Below are 18,979 nucleotides of genomic sequence, written 5' to 3'. Positions count from 1 at the left end.
AACGTTTTTGAACGATATCAGACCGTTAAGTCAACTACCTTGGCATCAAGGGCATTCTTCATTACTGATTCGATCCCGTTATCTCTTCCGGAGGCACTTTCGTACATTTCACTTTTGCCGATTACCTGACCGTTACTAGCCTTTAAGTTAAAATAGAATTTATTGTTTTTTGAAACCAGCCTGTCAAAACGCTCTGGATATACGGAGTTTTTCTTGACGGATTGAACTCCGTTTTCACAATTAGCTTTGGTCGTATATCCCTCACTCGCCAAAATCTCTTCTCCATTACCCGCCTTCAGGCTAAACTGGAATTCTCCATTGCTTCTCTTTTTAATTTCAAATTTTGACATAATTGAATAATTTAGATAAAAAAATACACCAAACAGGCGAACAACCTGTATTACAGTTAAAAATAATGTAAAATACATTAAATTAAAAGAAGATTTCAGAAAAAACTTATACCACTGACTGAGGGATACTGAAATAGAACGTCGATCCCTGACCTTTTTCACTTTCTACCCAGATCTTACCATCATGCCGGCGTACAATTTCCGCAGCCAGATATAGGCCAATTCCAAATCCAGAAATCTGTTTGGTATATTTCCCTTCCACTCTATAGAAACGGTCGAAAAGATGGCCGATATCTCTTTTACTGATCCCGATTCCAGTATCACTGACACTGACAAATGCCTGCCCCGCTCTGAAACCACAAGTAATCGTTATTATGCCCCCCTGAGGTGAATATTTAACGGCATTGCTAATCAGGTTTGTCAGCACCTGACCTAACTTTTCAAAATCTGCGTATATCTTTACCGGTACAGACGGTTCAAAAAATAATTTATGGCTGGAAACAATCAGCCTGGTTTCCTCAATTTGCTGCAAAATCAAGTCATTTAGCAAAAATTCAGATTTTTCAAGATGAATCTGTCCTGATTCCAGTCTATCCACACTGAGAAAGCTATTAATCATGGTACTCATTTTCCCTATCTGCAATTCGACCTTATCAAGTGATGCAGAAGTGTGATTATCATTATGAATTCTGGCTTTCCTGTTCAGCACCTGAACATGGGCTTTTAATGAGGTCAATGGAGTCTTAAGCTCATGGCTAACCATGCTTATAAAGTCATTCTTCCTGATTTCATTTTCTTTCTGAGCAGTAATATCTAGGACCGCTCCTATAAAACGTAAGGGGACACCATATTCATTAAAAAATGCTTTCCCTTTTGCTCTGATCCACCTGGTTTTTCCGTCTTCCGCACCAATAGTACGGTATTCAGCATCATAGTCTCCATTACTTTTTTCCTGATTCAAAGTATGTTTAATGAGATCACTCATTCTTTCCCGATCGTCCTCATGCATCCCGTTAATAAGATCTCGTTCCATATTTAAAGGCCTCTGGTGGGTAATTCCGAACATTTGGCGGCAACGTTCATCCCACTCCATGCGGCTGTTGACGAGGTCATGATCGAATGTACCGAATTGTGCAGCTTCACGGGATAACCGCGCCTTCTCATATGCACGCTCCAATTCCTTTCTATCACTGATTTGTTTAGTAACATCTTGCGTCACACCAACTACTTTTAGGATCTCACCATTTTCATCATACTGCGGTTTGCCATAGGCTTCTATCCAGTGCAAGGTACCGTCGGCCCAGCGCACGGCGTATTCTATCTCATAAATCTGTCTTTCGGCAATCGACTTTTGTATTGTATCACTCACTAACTGATGATAGTCGGGCAGTATTTGCGAAATCAAATCGTTGTAAGCAAAAGAATCATCTGCAGGCCGGCCAAGATTAGCAAGAAATTGAGCCGTGCAAAGCATTTTACCCGTCTTAGGTTCCAATTCGTAAGATCCCAGGCTTGCGGCCTCTAAAGCAATCTGAAGGCGGCTGTTAGTCTCTTCAAGAACGAGCAATGTATTTCTTTCCGCAGTGATATCTTGCAAAGTTCCACTAAACCTGGTAACCTCGTTTTTGTCATTAAATAAAGCACGCCCGGTCGTTCTTACCAGCCGTGGCTCAGACTGTTCAGGATTTAAGATATAATATTCTACTCTGTAATATCCTCCGGTTTCAAATTTCAAAGCATCATTTAATGCCTTTTCCACGTGTGGCCGATCCTTGGTGGCAATCCGACTCAGAGCCTGACGTAGAGTAATCCCGTCACCTTCTGGAAATCCGAACCAAGTATACAACCGTCTGTTTCCAGTAAATAACTGACTGCCAGTATTAAAATCCCAAGTGGCCAGTCCAGCTGCATCCACAGCAAATTGAAACTGATCTTCATTATACTTAATCTGATCTGAAACAAACTTGTCTTTTTCCCGCCTTAGAGAGTAAGAAATGGTTGTACCGATCAGGAAACCTATATTTTCAAGAAACTGCCTGTAATTATCATCAAAATAGATCTGACTGTTCAGCCCGGCGACAAAAACACCTATTACCTGAAACTCACCCTGTATTACCGGTACTAAGAACACATTGTTATTTTCCAGCTTCAGAAACAACGGCTTTCCGCAAGCAATTACGTCCGGCAAAGCAGATTCCAGTCTATCTGTTTCAATAATAAGCTCGCCTGCTACCTGTTTGAGATTAAATTCCCCATGCTTATCCGTTTCGTATAATGCCGCAAAAGGAATGTCTCTTCTTTCCCGTTGTAAAGGTCCGAGCACTTCTTCAAAAGCGCTGCCCAGCTTATCAAATTTTGCAGATGCTGATTTGAACTGTTTTAGAAGTGACGCCCGTCGCTCAGCCAGCACACGGTCTGTAGTCTCCATAAGAGAATTAAAAATTCCGCAGACCTTACCTGAAGCATCTATTATCGGGGATAAAGTATAATTAAAATAAGCTTGTTCAATGAAACCGTATCTGTTCAGCAGAAATAACTCATCAACTGCATTAACGGCTGACCGGGAAGAAATTACCTGTTCGAATAAAGCCTGAGTTTGTTTCCAGGATTCAGGCCAGGCCCTGTACCTGGGCAGCCCCAGGATATCGGGGTGATTGTTTCCTGCTATTTGAATATAACAGTCATTATAGATCAGATTAAATTCGTCACCACAATAAACCGCATTCGGGAAAGCGGAATTCAGACAGATACTCACTGCAGTGCGGATACATTCAGGCCATTCATGAGGGGCTCCTAAAGAAGTTTCCTTCCAGCTGTAGTTACGGACCAGCCTGCCGGTCTCTCCTCCGCCACACATAAACTGTAATCTATTATCCAAATAATCTGGGCACATATCGGGTAATTATAAAACTAAATTACCTGAAATATTTAATTAAGTATGAATATTACAGATACATTTTATCTGCAGGGAACCTGTATATCTAATATAATATCTGATTGGCAGGAAAAATGCAAATTCTTAAGAAGACAGTATGTTAAAAACAGGTAGCAATCCTTTAAAAACTACGGTTAAAAGACCAGGGAAAAGAAAGCTGGAAACATCTTATCAGACATTAATTATGAAAAGTATTCAGATTAAAATCGCAAAAGAAATCTATCAGGTAGTGCAAAATTTCGCTAAAATCAACCTTTATCAGGTGTTCAGTGAGAAAGGCAACTTTGAAATCACCAGAACCCGTAGCAATGGAACCTGGAAGATATTAGCTCCGGGCAATAGCTCAATAACTCTGCCTATCAATACACTAGGTAAGATCATAGAACAAAAGTTTGATGTGGTAATTTAGGAAAAAACATCCCCGACTGTTACTTTCAATCCCCATTGAGCAGCACATAAATGGCTTTTCGACGGATTCTGAATTTATCATTACAAATTTAAATAGCTATCTTCACCAAAAAAAAGGATTATGACAACTATTAGCTCAGTTTTAGGAAACGGCGAAATTACAGCGATCATGCTCGTATTAACCGTAATAATTTGTGTTTTAGCTTTTTACTGGTCTTTCGGTATGAAAAAACACAATTAATACTGATCTTCAGCAGCCTCTTCAAAGAGGCCTGCGGAGAAATTTACTAAAAAGAGTTCTTTCCGCGAACGTGTTACAGCTGTATACAGCCACCGGAGGAACTCTATATCGATCATATCATCGGTAAGATAACCCTGATCTACAAAAACGGCATCCCATTGTCCACCCTGTGCTTTATGACAGGTTACAGCATAGGCAAATTTGATTTGCAGTGCGTTGTAAAATGGGTCTGCTTTGATTGCCAGCATCCGTTCGCGCCGATTTGTAATGTGTTCATAATCTGCTGAAAGCCCCTCAAACAACTTTTTACTATCCTCATAACTCAAATTAGGGGTTTCACCCTGAAGTGTGTCCAGCATAACCTTGCAGGTAATCTGCCCCGCATCAGGATAATCAAAGAACTCCAGTTGAACTTCAGCGAACCGAAAACCATAACGTTCCTCTTCCCTTCTTACCCGCACAATTCTCGCCATATCACCGTTAGCAATAAAAGAACCCGCCTCGTTATCAGGTAACCAGAAATAGTTATTCCTGACAATCATAATTTGATCGCCACCCGTGAGTTCCTCCTCCCGGTATAACAACCTTGTACGAATCTGCTGGTTATATATATTTGCCGATTTATTTGACCGGCAAACAACCAACGTATTTTCCATCTCGAACTTCCGGTATGCATACTCCAGCCCTTCTACCATCTTAAGCCCGGTCATTCTAAAAATATCATTATATCCTTTAGTGAAAAACTTTGGTATCAATGCCTTGTCTTCAGAATGGTCATCTTCTTGCTCCATTTCATTAATTAATACACGAAGCATAGACGCATTAGCCAGAATACCAGACTCCCTTCCCTGCCTGACCACTTCTTTTAATTCTGTATGAAATACTTCAAAACCGAAAGTCTGAGCTAAATAATCCCTGTTTAATGCGGGTGACTCCAGACTGCCTACCGGAGGTAGCTGCGCTGTGTCGCCGACAAAAAGAACAGCACAATTTTTTCCGTTATAAATATAATCCACAATATCTTTCAGGAATGACGATCCACTTTTAGAATTCCATTCATCAGCAATCATAGATGCTTCATCTACAATAAAGAGCGTATTCTCGGCAAGATTTGGCGCCAGCTGAAAAGCCATTTCGGTAGAAACAGCCGACCTTTTTCTATAGATGCGCTTATGGACAGTCAATGCGGTTCTGCCCGAATAATTACGCATTACTTTCGCGGCCCTACCCGTCGGCGCAAGCAGCACACTACGCATTTTAAAACGTGGCAAAGCTTTTACCAGTGCCGCAATTGAAGTCGTTTTTCCCGTTCCTGCATATCCCCTTAATATAAAACAACGTTGGTCAACCCGCCCGGTGAGGAAAGAAGCTACCTGTTCACAAAAATTCAGTTGTTCGGCTGTCGGCTCGTACTGGTAAGAACTGGCAATTAATACTGCATTATCCATTTTACAAATATGCAATGGTGTTGTTATAGAAAAAAGAATTAATTTTGCTAAGATGAACAAGAGCAAAAACAGTATACTTTTGGTAGATCCGGAGTTTGATCCAAAGACTGCCTCGTCCTGCAGCTTGCTAATGAAAATAACCGGAGACAGTCTTTCCTACGCGATAATAGATTTGGAGAAAAGGCAATTGAAGGCGGTCTTCGATATGCAGGAATGTGATCCGGCTTCAGGAGCTCTGTTGCATACGCTTAAGAATGACAGCTACCTGCAGCTTCCATTTCAAAAAATAAGGGCTGCAGTTTACACCTCTTATCATCTGAGTGTACCAGACGCTGTTTACCAGACGGAAAAAGCCGCCGAATACAGTAATTTCTTTCCGTCCGGATTAACAGGGAATCTCTATACACGTCCTTGTAAAGAATTTGGATTTACTTCAGTGTTCAATATTGAAAAGTCTACTGTAAAGTTATTGGAAGATCATCTGCCGGGAGCGGAGTTATTCGATCAGCATGCGCCAGCGCTTGCATTAGCCGGTAAATCCGAAACCAGCAGTTTGTCCCTCGACTTTACTGCGGCCTCGTTTCATGCTGTTGTTTTAGAGAATGGAAAGCTTGTTTATCTCAATAACTTTGAATTCGAAAATACAGATGAATTCAATTATTTCCTGTTACTAATTATAAAACAGCTTAAACTGGATACAAAAATCATCCAACTGCAGTTGAGTGGAATTATTCATGAAAATGATGATACCTACAATTGTCTCTTAAAATATTTCAGCAAAATTAACTTTACACAGCCTCCTGCAGGCGATATCGACCACACCATATTAGATGATATGCCGGGACATTATTACAGCAGTTTAATAGCTTTTGACTTATGCGTATAATCGGAGGATCACTCAAAGGTATCAGGATGAATGCACCTGCAAGCCTTCCGGTAAGACCGACCACCGATATGGCCAAAGAGGCCTTGTTCAATATTCTCTATAATACTTACGATTTTGATAATTGTGACGTCCTGGACCTGTTTTGCGGAACGGGAAATATCAGTATAGAGTTTGTCTCCCGGGGAATTAAGTCCGTTACTTCTGTTGATAAACATTCAGGCTGCATCCACTGGATAAAGTCTGTAATAGAGCATTATAAACTCGAAGGCATCAATTTGCAAAAAGCAGATGTATTCAAGTTTTTAGAGCAGCATAACGGAAAGTATCAGATTATTTTCGCGGACCCCCCTTACGATCTGGCGACTATCCCGCGTATCCCGGAACTTGTTGCACAAAGACAATTACTAACCGAAAACGGTTTACTTGTGGTAGAACACCCGTCATTCCTAAAACTGAATAATCAGCCAGGTTATACAGAGACCAGAAGATACGGAAATTCCTCTTTCAGCTTTTTCAACTATATCCCATAAGCATATCCCATGAAAATAGCACTTTTCCCTGGTTCATTTGACCCGCTGACCATTGCACATGCAGACATTCTTAAACGTGCATTACCTTTATTTGATAAAATAATAGTCGGTATCGGCTTGAACAGCTCTAAACAAAGTTTCTTGTCCGGAGAGGTCAGACAACAAATTGTAGAGGCTGTATTCCACGACTTTGATAATGTAGAAGTACAGTCTTATGAAGGACTGACGGTAGATTTTTGCAGAAAGATCAATGCTACTTATATGATTCGGGGAATCCGATCTGTTGGTGATTTTGAATATGAAAGGGCTATTTCACAGATTAATCAGACGATGATGCCAGAAGTGGAGACTATATTTATACTAAGCAAACCGCAATATTCGGCAGTCAGCTCCACCATAGTTCGGGATATACTTCGAAACCATGGTGATGTTACCCCATTCCTGCCGAAGGAAGCGTTTCCCTTCCTTCGGCAGGCCTAAGTTTATAAATTATTGGAGCAGGCGATCAGTTGTCAGATTTCCTGCTTCCATCACATCCATAATTGACGGGTAGGTGTTTTCCAAAACAGCGCTCACCTGATCTGCACTAAGCCACTCAGCTTTAGTAATACCTTCTTCCCTTTGTGGGATCAATACAGGAATCCCTTTTACGGACATTGCGTACCAGTTCGTTTTCTTCAGGGCCAATTTATTACCTAAAACATAGATATGGTAAGTCCTGCATAATTTTTTACCGCTCTTCCATACTTTAACACCACATTCCTCTTCTACCTCGCGCCACCCTGCTTCACGCATTCCCTCGCCTTTTTCGACCTTACCTTTTGGCAGATCCCATTTTTTATTCCGGTATATAAAAAGATATCCGTCTTTTGCGTTTTTCACCAAACCGCCAGCGGCTTTGACCAGCGTACAGCTACTTTTAAGCTGTTTGAAAACAGCTTTGGTATCATCAGTAATTAGTACATAATGTTTATTTCCAGCCAGATCCAGCTGTGCATAAAAGTTCAGAAAATTAAATCCTTTCACGGGTACTTCCTGTACAGGAACGTTCATCACTGGCAATTGCTTACTAATAATCAGTGCATTATTATTGATATAGATCCTGTAGGTCTTCATGTTTATAAATTAAAATCAGGAAATAAAAGTAAATAAATTCTGTATGCTGCGCAAAGTCAATGGATATTTTTTGCCAAACAAGACTATTTAGCAATTATACCCCTGAGTATCAATAACTGGCAAAAAAAGAACTAATGCTTTATGGAATAAAGCTATTATTTTGAGTAATTTTGGATCATGTATAATAAAAGTGATATTGAATTAAAGGTAGCTGAATTTTTACTTCAAATTAAAGCAATAAAATTACAGCCAAATAACCCGTTTACTTGGGCTTCAGGCTGGAAATCTCCAATTTATTGCGATAATAGGGTGACGCTCTCCCATCCCTCAGTACGAACATACATCCGACAAAAACTTACCCAGCTTATTCAGGAAGAATTCGGATCGGTAGATCTGATAGCCGGCGTTGCGACTGCAGGAATACCTCAGGGTGTCCTTGTTGCACAGGAATTAGGCCTGCCATTTGCTTATGTAAGAGCGAAAGCAAAAGAACACGGAACAGGTAGCCTGATCGAAGGTGAAATCATTGAAGGACAGCGCGTAGTTGTTGTGGAAGATCTTATATCAACCGGCAAGAGCAGTCTACAGGCAGTTCAGGCATTGAAAGATGCAGGATTATCTGTAGCCGGATTAGTTTCTATTTTCACTTATGGCTTTGATATCGCCGAAGAGAATTTCAAAGAAGCTAAATGTCGCTTTGCTACATTATCCAACTATAATACATTAATTCAATATGCTGCGGAAAACAGCTTCATCGCACAAAGTGAAGTAGACTTGTTGAACCAATGGAGAAGAAACCCGGCAGAATGGGGTAAAAATGCAGACCAAAAAAACTAGCTAAGATGACTGTAATCGAAAGTGTTGCCACTATTAATCGTCCTGTAGATCAGGTGTATGCTTTTTTAGCAGACATGAATAATCACCAGCAGCTGATGCCTGAGAATATCTATAACTGGACCTCTACCACAGATGAAGCCAACTTTACTATCCAAAACATGGCTAAGCTTACATTAAAGATATCAAGCCGTATCGAAAATCAGGAGCTGATTGCTGTTCCTAGTGAAAAAGCACCCTTTGATCTGGAGTTAAAGTGGACCGTATCCGATAATGGAGATGGGACAACTATCGCAACACATATTATATCGGCAGATCTTAATATGATGATGAAAATGCTGGCAGCAGGTCCTTTACAAAAACTTGCAGACCACCAGACAAGCAGATTAGCAGAAATATTAGCCTAATATCACAATATTCAATATCCCGTTTCTGGGCATAAAAAAAGCTGATCTTTAGATCAGCTTTTTTTATGCCCAGAAATTGTTTCCCAACTATCAGTTTGGAACCGAAACAGAATGCTACAATAAGCTGAATTTAAAATATACCGGTACGTGATCCGATATTTTTCTCGCAGCCTTCAGATCTTCAAAAGCAGTATAGAAATGTATCACACCCGAGTTGATACAATTGATAAAAGCTTTTTGATAGAAGAAATTATCGTAGGCTGAAGCCAGGCAATCACCCTGTATACATTTTTGCCTCAGCGTCGTTTTCTGCTTTTGAAAAGCAGGCGGATAACCCATCCTTTTTAAGGGTTTAAAAACAGTATGAGATTCCGGAAGATTAAAATCACCCAGGAAAATCAAAATATCGGATGGGTAAACAGCTGGGAGGTACTGGAGGTATTTGATCTCAGTTTCTGGCTGTTTAGCCTTAGGTACCGCATGCAGACTAGCTAGTGTGAATTGTTTCTCACCCAATTTAAATCTTGCCATATATGGCTCCCTGTTAATCTCCAGGTTGTATTTTCTTTCAAGCCATGGCTCTCCTACTAAAGAAGTTTTACTCGTTTTCCATAAGTAAGCATAGCGCTCTTTACTGTATCTGTCTCCGGATGTCCCGTGACTAATCGTATAATCCCACTTGGCACCAGTTCTATTTAGCTCATCGTGAAGCCTGGCTACAGCTTGAGGGCCACCAGGACCGGCCACAACTTCCTGTATGGCTATGATATCATACTCCCGGAGAGTTTTGGCAATAAAAGTAATTTGCTCGTCAGTTTTGGATTTACCGAAATTCTGCAGGTTCCAGGAACAAACCTGGATCGTCTGACCAAAAGCAGAAATATTGATCAGGAATAAAAATAATAAAAGGAACTTCTTCATTAAATAATATTAGAGGAATAGCACAAAACGCTGGATCAGGAACCGATGTCCTGTCTGGATTGAATAATATTTTTGACGTTCATCAGGACTATTGCAAAGATAATCAGCGCAATTCCCAGCCATTGGGTAAGGTTTACTGGCTCTTTCAAAAGTATGAAAGCAAACATTACAGAAACCGGAAGTTCAATTGAAGCGACGATAGTTCCCAGGCTGATACCGGTTAAAGGCATGCCGCTCGTGAATAATAAAGGTGGTAGGATCGTTCCGAAAAATGCCAGAAATAAACCCCAGGGCCAAAAAATACCGAAGTTGAAATCACCATAAGAGTTAGATGCAAAGATCAGCACGATTATACATAAGCCACCCATTAGCATCCATAAACTACGCTGCATTGGTCTGAGATACGTAGCAATACTGTTTGAAGAATACAGCGATAACGTATAGGACATTCCAGCAGCAAATCCCCAGGCTACACCTTTCCAGTTTAAGGCATGGACATCAGAAAAAATATTGGTTGCGAAAGCGGTTCCGAGCAATACAATTACTGTAGATAGAATTTTGAGCCCGGAAGGAACTTTTTTATCAAGTACGGCCTCCAGCAGCAAACCCATCCAGACCGACTGCATGAGCAGTACAATGGCTACCGAAACCGGTATAAATTTAACCGCATAATAGTAAAAGATACTGGTCAGGCCTAAAGAACAGCCTCCAAGCATTAACCGCCAGATGGAACTGCCGGTTACTTTTTCTGTGTTGCCACTCTTTTTTCCAATCAGCATATTAATCAGAAACATACCTGTTAACCCGATACTGAACTGGGCTGTTGTAACCTCGGCTGTTGTAAAACCTTTGTCGTAGGCAAGCCTTACTACTGTCGCGAGTGCTCCATAGCTAGATGCACCAAGGCCAACTAACAAGGCCCCTTTTATTGCGTTCTTTTTCATTAATTATATCTTACTAAAATCAGGTGCAAAGGAAATCAATCCAGATTAATAAAATAGCAGAATATTGTAAGCTTATCTGCAAACCCTTCTGATACAGATCAATCATTTAGAATCAACCTATTTCAGGGACAATAACGCTGACAGGAAACCAAGAAATTTTTAAATCAGATTGTAATTCAGACAAAAATTCAGTACAAATAACTTAAAATCAGACATTTATTCAGTATAAAATATCATTGAACGACATTTTAACAGTCTTTGATCCTTATTGTGATGTGGCATTTATTTTGAGCAAAGAGCTGTATGAACTTTAACAACTTTACGATAAAAGCCCAGGAAGCAGTTCAACAGGCTTCCGAAATAGCCCAGGGCAATCAGCAACAGGCTATTGAGACAGCACACCTGTTAAAAGGTCTGCTCACTGTTGACGAAAATGTCGTTTCGTATGTATTAAAGAAGCTGAATGTTAACATGAACGTGCTTAACCAGCAGCTTGATACCCAGATTGCGAAATACCCCAAGGTAAGTGGCAGCAATGGATATCTTTCTTCCGGAGCGAATTCCGCCTTACAGAAAGCTCAATCGTATCTGAAAGAGTTTAAGGATGAATTTGTTTCCGTAGAACACTTATTATTGGGTATTCTGGCTGTCAATGACCAGACCTCTAAATTTCTAAAAGAACAGGGAGTTAATGAAAAAGACTTAAAAACTGCCATAGTATCTTTGCGCGGGGATAACCGCGTCACCGATCAGAATGCAGAAGCGACCTATAATGCTTTAAATAAATATGCCAGGAACCTGAATGAATATGCGGAGTCAGGTAAACTTGATCCGGTAATCGGAAGGGATGAAGAAATTCGCCGCGTAATTCAGATTTTATCCAGAAGGACTAAAAATAATCCTATCCTCATTGGAGAGCCCGGAGTCGGTAAAACCGCTATTGCAGAAGGTATTGCTTTTAGGATTATCAAAGGTGATATACCGGAAAACCTAAAATCAAAAACCGTGTTCTCCTTGGATATGGGAGCTTTAGTTGCCGGAGCAAAATATAAAGGCGAATTTGAAGAAAGGCTTAAAGCGGTGATTAAAGAAGTTACGCAGAGCGAAGGAGACATTATCTTGTTCATTGATGAAATTCACACTCTTGTTGGTGCCGGTGGCGGTGAAGGTGCGATGGATGCCGCTAATATTCTGAAACCAGCGCTGGCACGCGGTGAACTAAGAGCTATTGGTGCGACAACATTAAACGAGTACCAGAAATATATTGAGAAAGATAAAGCCCTGGAACGTCGTTTCCAGAAAGTAATTGTAGATGAGCCAGACACTCAGGATGCGATTTCTATTCTCCGCGGACTGAAAGAGAGATATGAAACACACCATAAAGTGACCATTAAAGATGAAGCTATCATTGCGGCAGTAGAATTGTCACAACGTTATATTTCAGATCGCTTCTTACCGGATAAAGCAATTGATTTAATGGATGAAGCTGCATCAAAACTTCGGCTTGAAATGGATAGCGTACCGGAAAATGTAGATGAACTGGATAGAAAGATCATGCAACTTGAGATAGAACGTGAGGCTATCAGGAGAGAAAATGACGATAAGAAAGTACAATCACTTGGTGAGGAAATCGCTAATCTTTCTGCAGAACGCGATCAGTTGAGGGCAAAATGGCAGGGTGAGAAAGATGTAGTAGATGGCATTAACAGTGAACTTGAGAAGATAGAAAACTACAAACTTGAGGCAGAACAGGCAGAACGTGCCGGAGATTATGGTAAGGTCGCTGAGATCCGCTATGGTAAAATTAAAGAATCCCAGGATAAAGTAGAGGCTTTGAAAGTTACGCTTGAATCGCAGCAGGGAGAAGGCAGAATGCTTAAGGAAGAAGTGACTGCAGAAGATATTGCCGGAGTTGTAGCACGCTGGACGGGAATTCCTGTAACCAGGCTTGTATCCAGTGAAAGGGAGAAATTACTACACCTGGAAGACGAGCTGCACAAAAGAGTTGCCGGACAGGAGGAAGCAATTGAGGCTATTTCCGATGCGATCAGAAGATCCAGAGCTGGTTTACAGGATAAAAGAAAGCCAATCGGTTCCTTCATCTTCCTGGGTACAACCGGCGTAGGTAAAACAGAATTAGCTAAAGCACTAGCGGAATTCCTTTTCAACGATGATAACGCTTTGACCCGTATAGATATGAGTGAGTATCAGGAGAGGCATTCGGTATCCAGATTAATCGGTGCGCCTCCGGGATATGTGGGTTATGATGAAGGTGGTCAGTTAACTGAAGCGGTCAGACGTAAACCATATTCAGTTGTATTGCTGGATGAAATTGAGAAAGCTCATCCTGATGTCTTCAACATTCTTTTACAAGTTCTGGATGATGGCAGGCTAACCGATAATAAAGGCAGACTGGTTAACTTTAAAAATACCATTATCATTATGACCTCCAATATTGGGTCTCATTTAATTCAGGAAAACTTTAAAAACCTGGATGAAACTAATCATGATGAGGTTGTTGCCAAAACTAAAAATGAGCTGTTTGAATTACTGAAACAAACGATCAGACCAGAATTCCTGAACAGGATCGATGAACTGATTATGTTTACACCATTAAACAGGAAGGAAGTTCGCGATATTGCAGCTTTACAATTCAGACATGTTCAGGATAGCCTTGCAGAAATGGGTGTCGAGATAGAAGCAAGTCCTGAGGCACTTGATTGGCTTGCAGAACTAGGCTATGATCCTCAATTCGGTGCAAGACCACTGAAAAGAGTTATTCAGAAAAAAATACTGAATGAACTTTCTAAAGAAATCCTTGCTGGTACTATAGATAAAGACAGCAGAATTAAACTGGATATGTTCGATAACAAATTTGTGTTTCTGAATAATAAAAAACCAACTACGTAATTCCAATACCATTTATTTGTCAAAAGCCGGCTTTTCTAAAACAATTGCCGGCTTTTTTACTTGTACAGCTAGAAACTAACACATTTCGTTTAATCAATGAAAATAGCCTATATCTCTACTTATCCACCGCGGGAATGCGGTATTGCTACTTTTAATCAGAATTTACTGCATGCGATCGGAACAGATAAAGCATCCGTATCCGCAGAAAGCTTCGTAGTTGCAATGACGGACTCTGAAACTGACACAGAACAGGTTAATCCATATGAGTATCCGCCTGAGGTGCAGTTCAGTATCCAGCAAGAAAATCAGAATGATTATATCCGTGCTGCAGACTACATTAATACCAGCTTTACAGATTCCTGTATACTGGAGCATGAGTTTGGCATTTACGGTGGAGAAAGCGGCGTATATATCTTACCGCTCATTGCCAGATTGCAGGTACCGCTAGTAACGATTCTACATACGATTCTGAAGGATCCTACCTATATGCAGTTGACCATTATCAGGGAAATTGCCAAATACTCTGCTAAGATCGTTGTTATGAGCAACAGGGCAGTTGAGTTTCTCACTACGATTTACGGTATTCCTGAAGAGAAGATACAACTGATTGAACATGGTGTTCCTGATCTGGAACCCAGAGCAGATAACCCCGTCAAAGCCTCCCTCCCTTTTAAAAACAAAACTGTACTATTTACATTCGGGCTGATCAGCAGAAATAAAGGGCTGGAAACGGTGATCGAAGCATTGCCGGCTATTGTTGCCAAACACCCAGATGTCGTATATGTCATACTTGGGACAACTCACCCGGGTGTTATTCGTAATTCCGGAGAGGAATACAGAGACAGTCTGAAACGTTTGGCTAAAAAACTGGATGTGGAAGATCACCTCATCTTCGTTAATAAATTTGTCTCCGAAGAAGAATTATATGGCTACCTAACCGCGGCAGACATGTATATCACGCCTTATCTGAACGAAGCTCAGATTACCAGCGGTACACTATCCTATGCGATCGGAGCTGGGGCTGCTGTGATATCAACGCCGTACTGGCATGCTCAGGAACTGCTGGCAGACAACCGTGGAAGGTTATTTGACTTTAAAGATTCACAAAATCTCGCTGTCATTGTTAACGACCTGCTGGATAATCCTGAAGAATTAAAGACACTTAAAAGCAATGCGTATAATTACGGTTTAAAACTACGTTGGCCGAAAACTGGTGGTGTATTTATTAATACGCTGAGAAAATCTATCGCAGCTGCAATACAAAGGAAGAAAGAAGTGCGCCCGGTTATTGATATTGATATGATGCCGGCTTTTAGCATGGCTCATGTTCAGCGTCTAACCGACGATACCGGGATTGTACAGCATGCTAAATACGGAATTCCCAATCTTAAAGAAGGCTACTGCCTGGACGATAATGCAAGAGCGTTGATTATGGTTATTATGGCCTGGCAGCAGAATAAGAGTAAGGCTGCGCTAGAACTCTTACCCGTTTATTTGAGTTATATTCAATATATGCAGTGCGATGACGGAAACTTCAGGAACTTCCTGAGCTTCCGCAGAGAATATCTGGATGAGATTGGATCCGAAGATTCATTTGGCAGGACAATCTGGGCGCTTGGGTACTTATGCAGTAATGCACCAAATAATTCGTACCGGGAATTCGCTAAAGAATTATTTGCGCGATCGATTCCTCATTTTGGAAAATTGAAACATCTGCGTGGGCTGGGTAATACAATGATCGGATTAAGCAGTTTCCTGAAAGCCCATCCACATGATGAATTTATTAAAGAAGAATTTAATAAGCTCGCCATTCCACTTAAAAAAGCATACAAAGAAAACAGGACAGATGATTGGCACTGGTACGAAGGCCAGCTGACTTATGACAATGCGATCTTACCATTGGCTCTACTTTCTCATTATGAGATCAGCCATGATGAAGAATCACTTGCCATAGCATTGGAAAGTATGGATTATCTGACCAGCAAAACCTTGAACAAAGGGTATCTGAATCCTGTAGGAAATGATGGATGGTTGTATCAGAACCAGGAAATGGCCGTCTATGATCAGCAGGCAATAGAAACTATGGCTATGGTACTGATGTACTTTAAAGCCTATGAAATTACACACGATCTGAAGTATATTCGTCAGATGGACCTTAGTTATCAATGGTTCCTGGGCGAAAACAGCTTGAGACTGCCGCTGTATGACTACGAAACTAAGGGTTGTGGTGACGGGCTGCAAACCTATGGTGTTAACCGGAATCAGGGTGCAGAAAGCACGCTGGCCTACTGGATTTCTCACCTGACTGTTTTGAAAGCACTGGAGCAGGAATATGAATTCAGCGATAAAACAGAAGCTTCCATTAAAGAGGAGCTCCTGAAATGAAGATAGCCGTTCTGTCCACTGTCGCATGGCGTACGCCGCCTTTACATTATGGCCCCTGGGAACAGATGGCCTCAAACCTTACTGAAGGATTGGTGGAGGCTGGTCATGAGGTAACACTTTTCGCTACGGGAAGTTCTCAGACCAATGCAAAACTAAGAAGTATTACTGAGCAAGGTTACGAAGAAGACCGTAATCAGGATGCCAAAGTCATAGAGTGCTTACATATCGCGCAGCTGATGGAATCAGCTGCCGATTTTGACCTTATTCACAATCACTTTGACTTTCTACCGCTGAGCTATACCGGGTTAATTGATACACCGGTAGTCACCACCATCCACGGCTTCTCTTCAGAGAAGATTATTCCAGTGTATAAAAAATACAATGCAAAAAATTATTATGTATCCATTAGCGAGTCAAACCGGCATCCGGACCTCAACTACCTGGCAACCGTATATAACGGGATAGACACCGCTGCGCTAAGGTTTCAGGATAAACCCGAAGGAGAGGCTTACCTTTTATTTTTCGGTAGAATCCATCCGCATAAAGGAACTGAAGAAGCCATTGCTATCGCTAAGAAAAGTAAACAGAAATTAATTATTGCAGGTATTATACAGGATCAGCAATATTTCACTGACAAAATAGAACCGCAGCTTAGCGATCAGATCATTTATGCCGGTTCTGCCGGCCCGGATAAGCGCAATGAATTAATGGGAAATGCAATTGCATTACTACACCCTATAAGCTTTGATGAACCATTTGGGCTGAGCGTTGCAGAGTCCATGTTATGTGGAACCCCGGTGATCGCGTTTAACCGCGGATCGATGCCAGAGCTCATCAAAGATGGCGAGACGGGATTTCTGGTGAATAATATAGAAGAGGCAGCAGAATCTGTTAGCACAGTCCCCTCACTCAGCAGGGCATTGTGCCGGGAATGGTCAGCTGCGCAATTCTCTAAAGAAAAAATGGTAGCAGACTATATAAGCCTCTACCATCAGATTATATCTTAAACATACTTATTAGAAACGGAAACCTAAGGGCCCGTTTCTAATAATTTAGCCAATAGCAAATCTATTTTTACCGTCGCAAAAGAAGAGCAGTAGTCAGAAAGACCATAAGGGATAATCAGCTCTCCGTTATGAATAATAGATCCGCAGGAGTATAGCACATTGGGTACATATCCTTCCCGCTCGTCCTGATTTGGAATAACCAGAGGTTCATCCAGACGCCCTATTTCAATTGAGGGGTCTTCAAGGTCCAGCAGCACAGCGCCCAGACAGTATCTGCGCATTGGCCCCACACCATGTGTAATAACCAGCCAGCCAGCCTCAGTTTCGATTGGTGAGCCACAATTCCCGATCTGGATCAGCTCCCATGGAAATCTAGGCTCCTGCAATTTAACAGGATTATCCCAGACATTTATTTTATCAGAATACATCAGGTAGTTATTACAACCGTCAATTCTGGACATCATCACATATTTACCGTTAATTTTACGTGGGAACAGAGCGAGATTTTTATTCTGTGCTCCGGCCCCATGTAACGGGCTTATTTTAAAATCGTAAAAATCTGTAGTTTGCAGCAATTTAGGCAGAATCATTGCGCCGTCAAATGCGGTATAGGTTGCATAATAAATAACGGAACCATCTTCCTTAATAAAACGTACAAAACGGGCATCTTCAATCCCTTTCCGCTCAAATTCTGAAATGGGGAAAATAACCCGGTCTGAAATATCCGTGTCGCGGGAGAAACTAATTTCATGATAAGTGTCCGATAACCAAAGCACTTTATCATATTCCAGCTTCTTCAGATCATCTTCTGTCAGATTTTTAGAAGAGTGAATAATTCTGCGCAACAATGCATAGTCAAACTTTTCTTCCAGCTGATTACCTATTTCGTCCAAAATACTTAAATCGATACTAGCATCTGCCGCCTTCTTAAAAAATAGCTTTTTACTATACACCGCATTTCTGATAATCTCCGCCTCATCAATATAATTACCGGCAGGATTAACTGTTATATTTCCATTTTTATCTACCATTGCACGCCTAAATACAACGGAGGAAATATGTCCTTCCCCTACAGCCCTAAAACTTATAATTAATCTCTTCTCCCCTTCTACCAATTCCGACTGATCCGGATCTTCGACCACAGAAGGATTAAAGAAAGCAGCCGATTCTATAGAATATTCATGTGTAAAATACGATCCAAGTAGTAGACGCTGATTTTTGCTGAGACTTTCATAGTCAATCTCGATATCGTCCATTACATGCTTTATTTTTTTACAGTGCCTGGTCAGGATCTTGGTGATATTGCGATGCCTTTTGGAGTATTCCTGAAGAATTGGTGATATCAGTCCAAAAACATCTTTGGGTGATAGTTCCAGAACTTTCCGGATAACATCTTTTGCACGATCATCTCCGTTAAAGAAAAATCTCGCGATAACCCGTTTTGGGTCTGGATAAACTTTAACGGGTTTGCGTTCTATAAATAGTCTCATAATTAATTAACACCTAAGGTAGCCGGAATGATTTCCTGAATTTAAGTTTTTTTTAGTTCACAGAAAAGCAAGATAAAATGTTTCTTTTCCTGTCACATCTTCATGACAAGAACGTAAAAAAACTGACAATCGTACTAATCAAAGTCAAAGTGTCTGTATGAACAGAA

The 18,979-nt window shown here is 40.9% G+C and carries 16 protein-coding genes; 9 read left to right on the top strand and 7 right to left on the bottom strand.

What is annotated here, in order from left to right; translation table 11 throughout:
- Positions 1–17: 17 nt before the first annotated feature.
- Together BLR53_RS03995 and BLR53_RS03990 are read right to left on the bottom strand one after the other, a co-directional pair.
- Positions 18–350 carry a YegP family protein gene (locus BLR53_RS03995; protein ID WP_074588446.1) on the bottom strand — a complete coding sequence of 111 codons (333 nt, stop codon included), beginning with the start codon at positions 348–350 and terminating at the stop codon, positions 18–20.
- A 106-nt stretch (positions 351–456) separates the two neighbouring features.
- Positions 457–3,243, bottom strand: a complete 2,787-nt coding sequence (locus tag BLR53_RS03990) for a sensor histidine kinase (protein WP_083331994.1) — start codon at positions 3,241–3,243, stop codon at positions 457–459.
- 139 nt (positions 3,244–3,382) lie between these two features.
- On the opposite strand from BLR53_RS03990, the gene BLR53_RS03985 reads away from it, so the two are divergent.
- The gene (locus BLR53_RS03985) at positions 3,383–3,694 is read left to right on the top strand and encodes a hypothetical protein (protein WP_037438105.1); all 312 of its coding nucleotides are present in this window, start codon (positions 3,383–3,385) and stop codon (positions 3,692–3,694) included.
- Positions 3,695–3,930: 236 nt separating this feature from the next.
- Here BLR53_RS03985 and BLR53_RS03980 read toward each other — a convergent pair whose 3' ends face one another.
- The gene (locus BLR53_RS03980) at positions 3,931–5,382 is read right to left on the bottom strand and encodes an ATP-dependent DNA helicase (protein ID WP_037438106.1); all 1,452 of its coding nucleotides are present in this window, start codon (positions 5,380–5,382) and stop codon (positions 3,931–3,933) included.
- A gap of 52 nt (positions 5,383–5,434) precedes the next feature.
- Between BLR53_RS03980 and BLR53_RS03975 the strand changes: the two genes are divergently transcribed.
- Genes BLR53_RS03975 through coaD form a run of 3 tightly spaced genes read left to right on the top strand, consistent with a single transcriptional unit; the run spans position 5,435 to position 7,278 of the window.
- Positions 5,435–6,268, top strand: a complete 834-nt coding sequence (locus BLR53_RS03975) for a DUF3822 family protein (protein WP_074587455.1) — start codon at positions 5,435–5,437, stop codon at positions 6,266–6,268.
- Positions 6,259–6,798: an RsmD family RNA methyltransferase gene (locus BLR53_RS03970; RefSeq protein ID WP_037438108.1), complete on the top strand. Its 540-nt coding sequence runs from the start codon at positions 6,259–6,261 to the stop codon at positions 6,796–6,798. The genes BLR53_RS03975 and BLR53_RS03970 overlap by 10 nt, the downstream gene beginning before the upstream one ends.
- 9 nt (positions 6,799–6,807) lie before the next feature.
- Positions 6,808–7,278 carry a pantetheine-phosphate adenylyltransferase gene (gene coaD, locus BLR53_RS03965; protein ID WP_074587454.1) on the top strand — a complete coding sequence of 157 codons (471 nt, stop codon included), beginning with the start codon at positions 6,808–6,810 and terminating at the stop codon, positions 7,276–7,278.
- A gap of 9 nt (positions 7,279–7,287) precedes the next feature.
- Here the strand turns inward: coaD and BLR53_RS03960 are convergent, their stop codons facing one another.
- Positions 7,288–7,914: an NUDIX hydrolase gene (locus BLR53_RS03960; protein ID WP_037438110.1), complete on the bottom strand. Its 627-nt coding sequence runs from the start codon at positions 7,912–7,914 to the stop codon at positions 7,288–7,290.
- Positions 7,915–8,091: 177 nt separating this feature from the next.
- Between BLR53_RS03960 and pyrE the strand changes: the two genes are divergently transcribed.
- A complete protein-coding gene (gene pyrE, locus BLR53_RS03955; RefSeq protein ID WP_037438111.1) occupies positions 8,092–8,751 on the top strand; it encodes an orotate phosphoribosyltransferase in 660 nt (219 codons plus the stop codon).
- Positions 8,752–8,756: 5 nt separating this feature from the next.
- Complete coding sequence (locus BLR53_RS03950) at positions 8,757–9,155, top strand: SRPBCC family protein (RefSeq protein WP_074587452.1); 399 nt, start codon at positions 8,757–8,759, stop codon at positions 9,153–9,155.
- Positions 9,156–9,269: 114 nt separating this feature from the next.
- On the opposite strand, the gene BLR53_RS03945 is transcribed toward BLR53_RS03950, so the two are convergent.
- Positions 9,270–10,076 carry an endonuclease/exonuclease/phosphatase family protein gene (locus BLR53_RS03945; protein ID WP_074587450.1) on the bottom strand — a complete coding sequence of 269 codons (807 nt, stop codon included), beginning with the start codon at positions 10,074–10,076 and terminating at the stop codon, positions 9,270–9,272.
- A 35-nt stretch (positions 10,077–10,111) separates the two neighbouring features.
- Entirely contained in the window at positions 10,112–11,020 is a 909-nt protein-coding gene (locus BLR53_RS03940) for an EamA family transporter (protein WP_074587448.1), read from the bottom strand.
- 303 nt (positions 11,021–11,323) lie between these two features.
- Between BLR53_RS03940 and clpB the strand changes: the two genes are divergently transcribed.
- The 3 genes from clpB (at position 11,324) to BLR53_RS03925 (ending at position 17,322) form a co-directional block, all read left to right on the top strand.
- Complete coding sequence (gene clpB, locus BLR53_RS03935) at positions 11,324–13,930, top strand: ATP-dependent chaperone ClpB (RefSeq protein ID WP_074587444.1); 2,607 nt, start codon at positions 11,324–11,326, stop codon at positions 13,928–13,930.
- Between the two features lie 96 nt (positions 13,931–14,026).
- Complete coding sequence (locus BLR53_RS03930) at positions 14,027–16,315, top strand: glycosyltransferase family 4 protein (protein ID WP_037438115.1); 2,289 nt, start codon at positions 14,027–14,029, stop codon at positions 16,313–16,315.
- Positions 16,312–17,322: a glycosyltransferase family 4 protein gene (locus BLR53_RS03925; RefSeq protein WP_074587440.1), complete on the top strand. Its 1,011-nt coding sequence runs from the start codon at positions 16,312–16,314 to the stop codon at positions 17,320–17,322. The genes BLR53_RS03930 and BLR53_RS03925 overlap by 4 nt, the downstream gene beginning before the upstream one ends.
- 23 nt (positions 17,323–17,345) lie before the next feature.
- Here the strand turns inward: BLR53_RS03925 and BLR53_RS03920 are convergent, their stop codons facing one another.
- On the bottom strand, positions 17,346–18,812 hold the full coding sequence (locus tag BLR53_RS03920; RefSeq protein ID WP_074587435.1) for a glycoside hydrolase family 130 protein: 1,467 nt from the start codon (positions 18,810–18,812) through the stop codon (positions 17,346–17,348).
- Positions 18,813–18,979 lie beyond the last annotated feature (167 nt).

The organism is Pedobacter antarcticus (assembly GCF_900103515.1).
Taxonomy (GTDB): Bacteria; Bacteroidota; Bacteroidia; order Sphingobacteriales; family Sphingobacteriaceae; genus Pedobacter; species Pedobacter antarcticus.
This window is presented reverse-complemented; position numbering and strand designations above follow the sequence as displayed.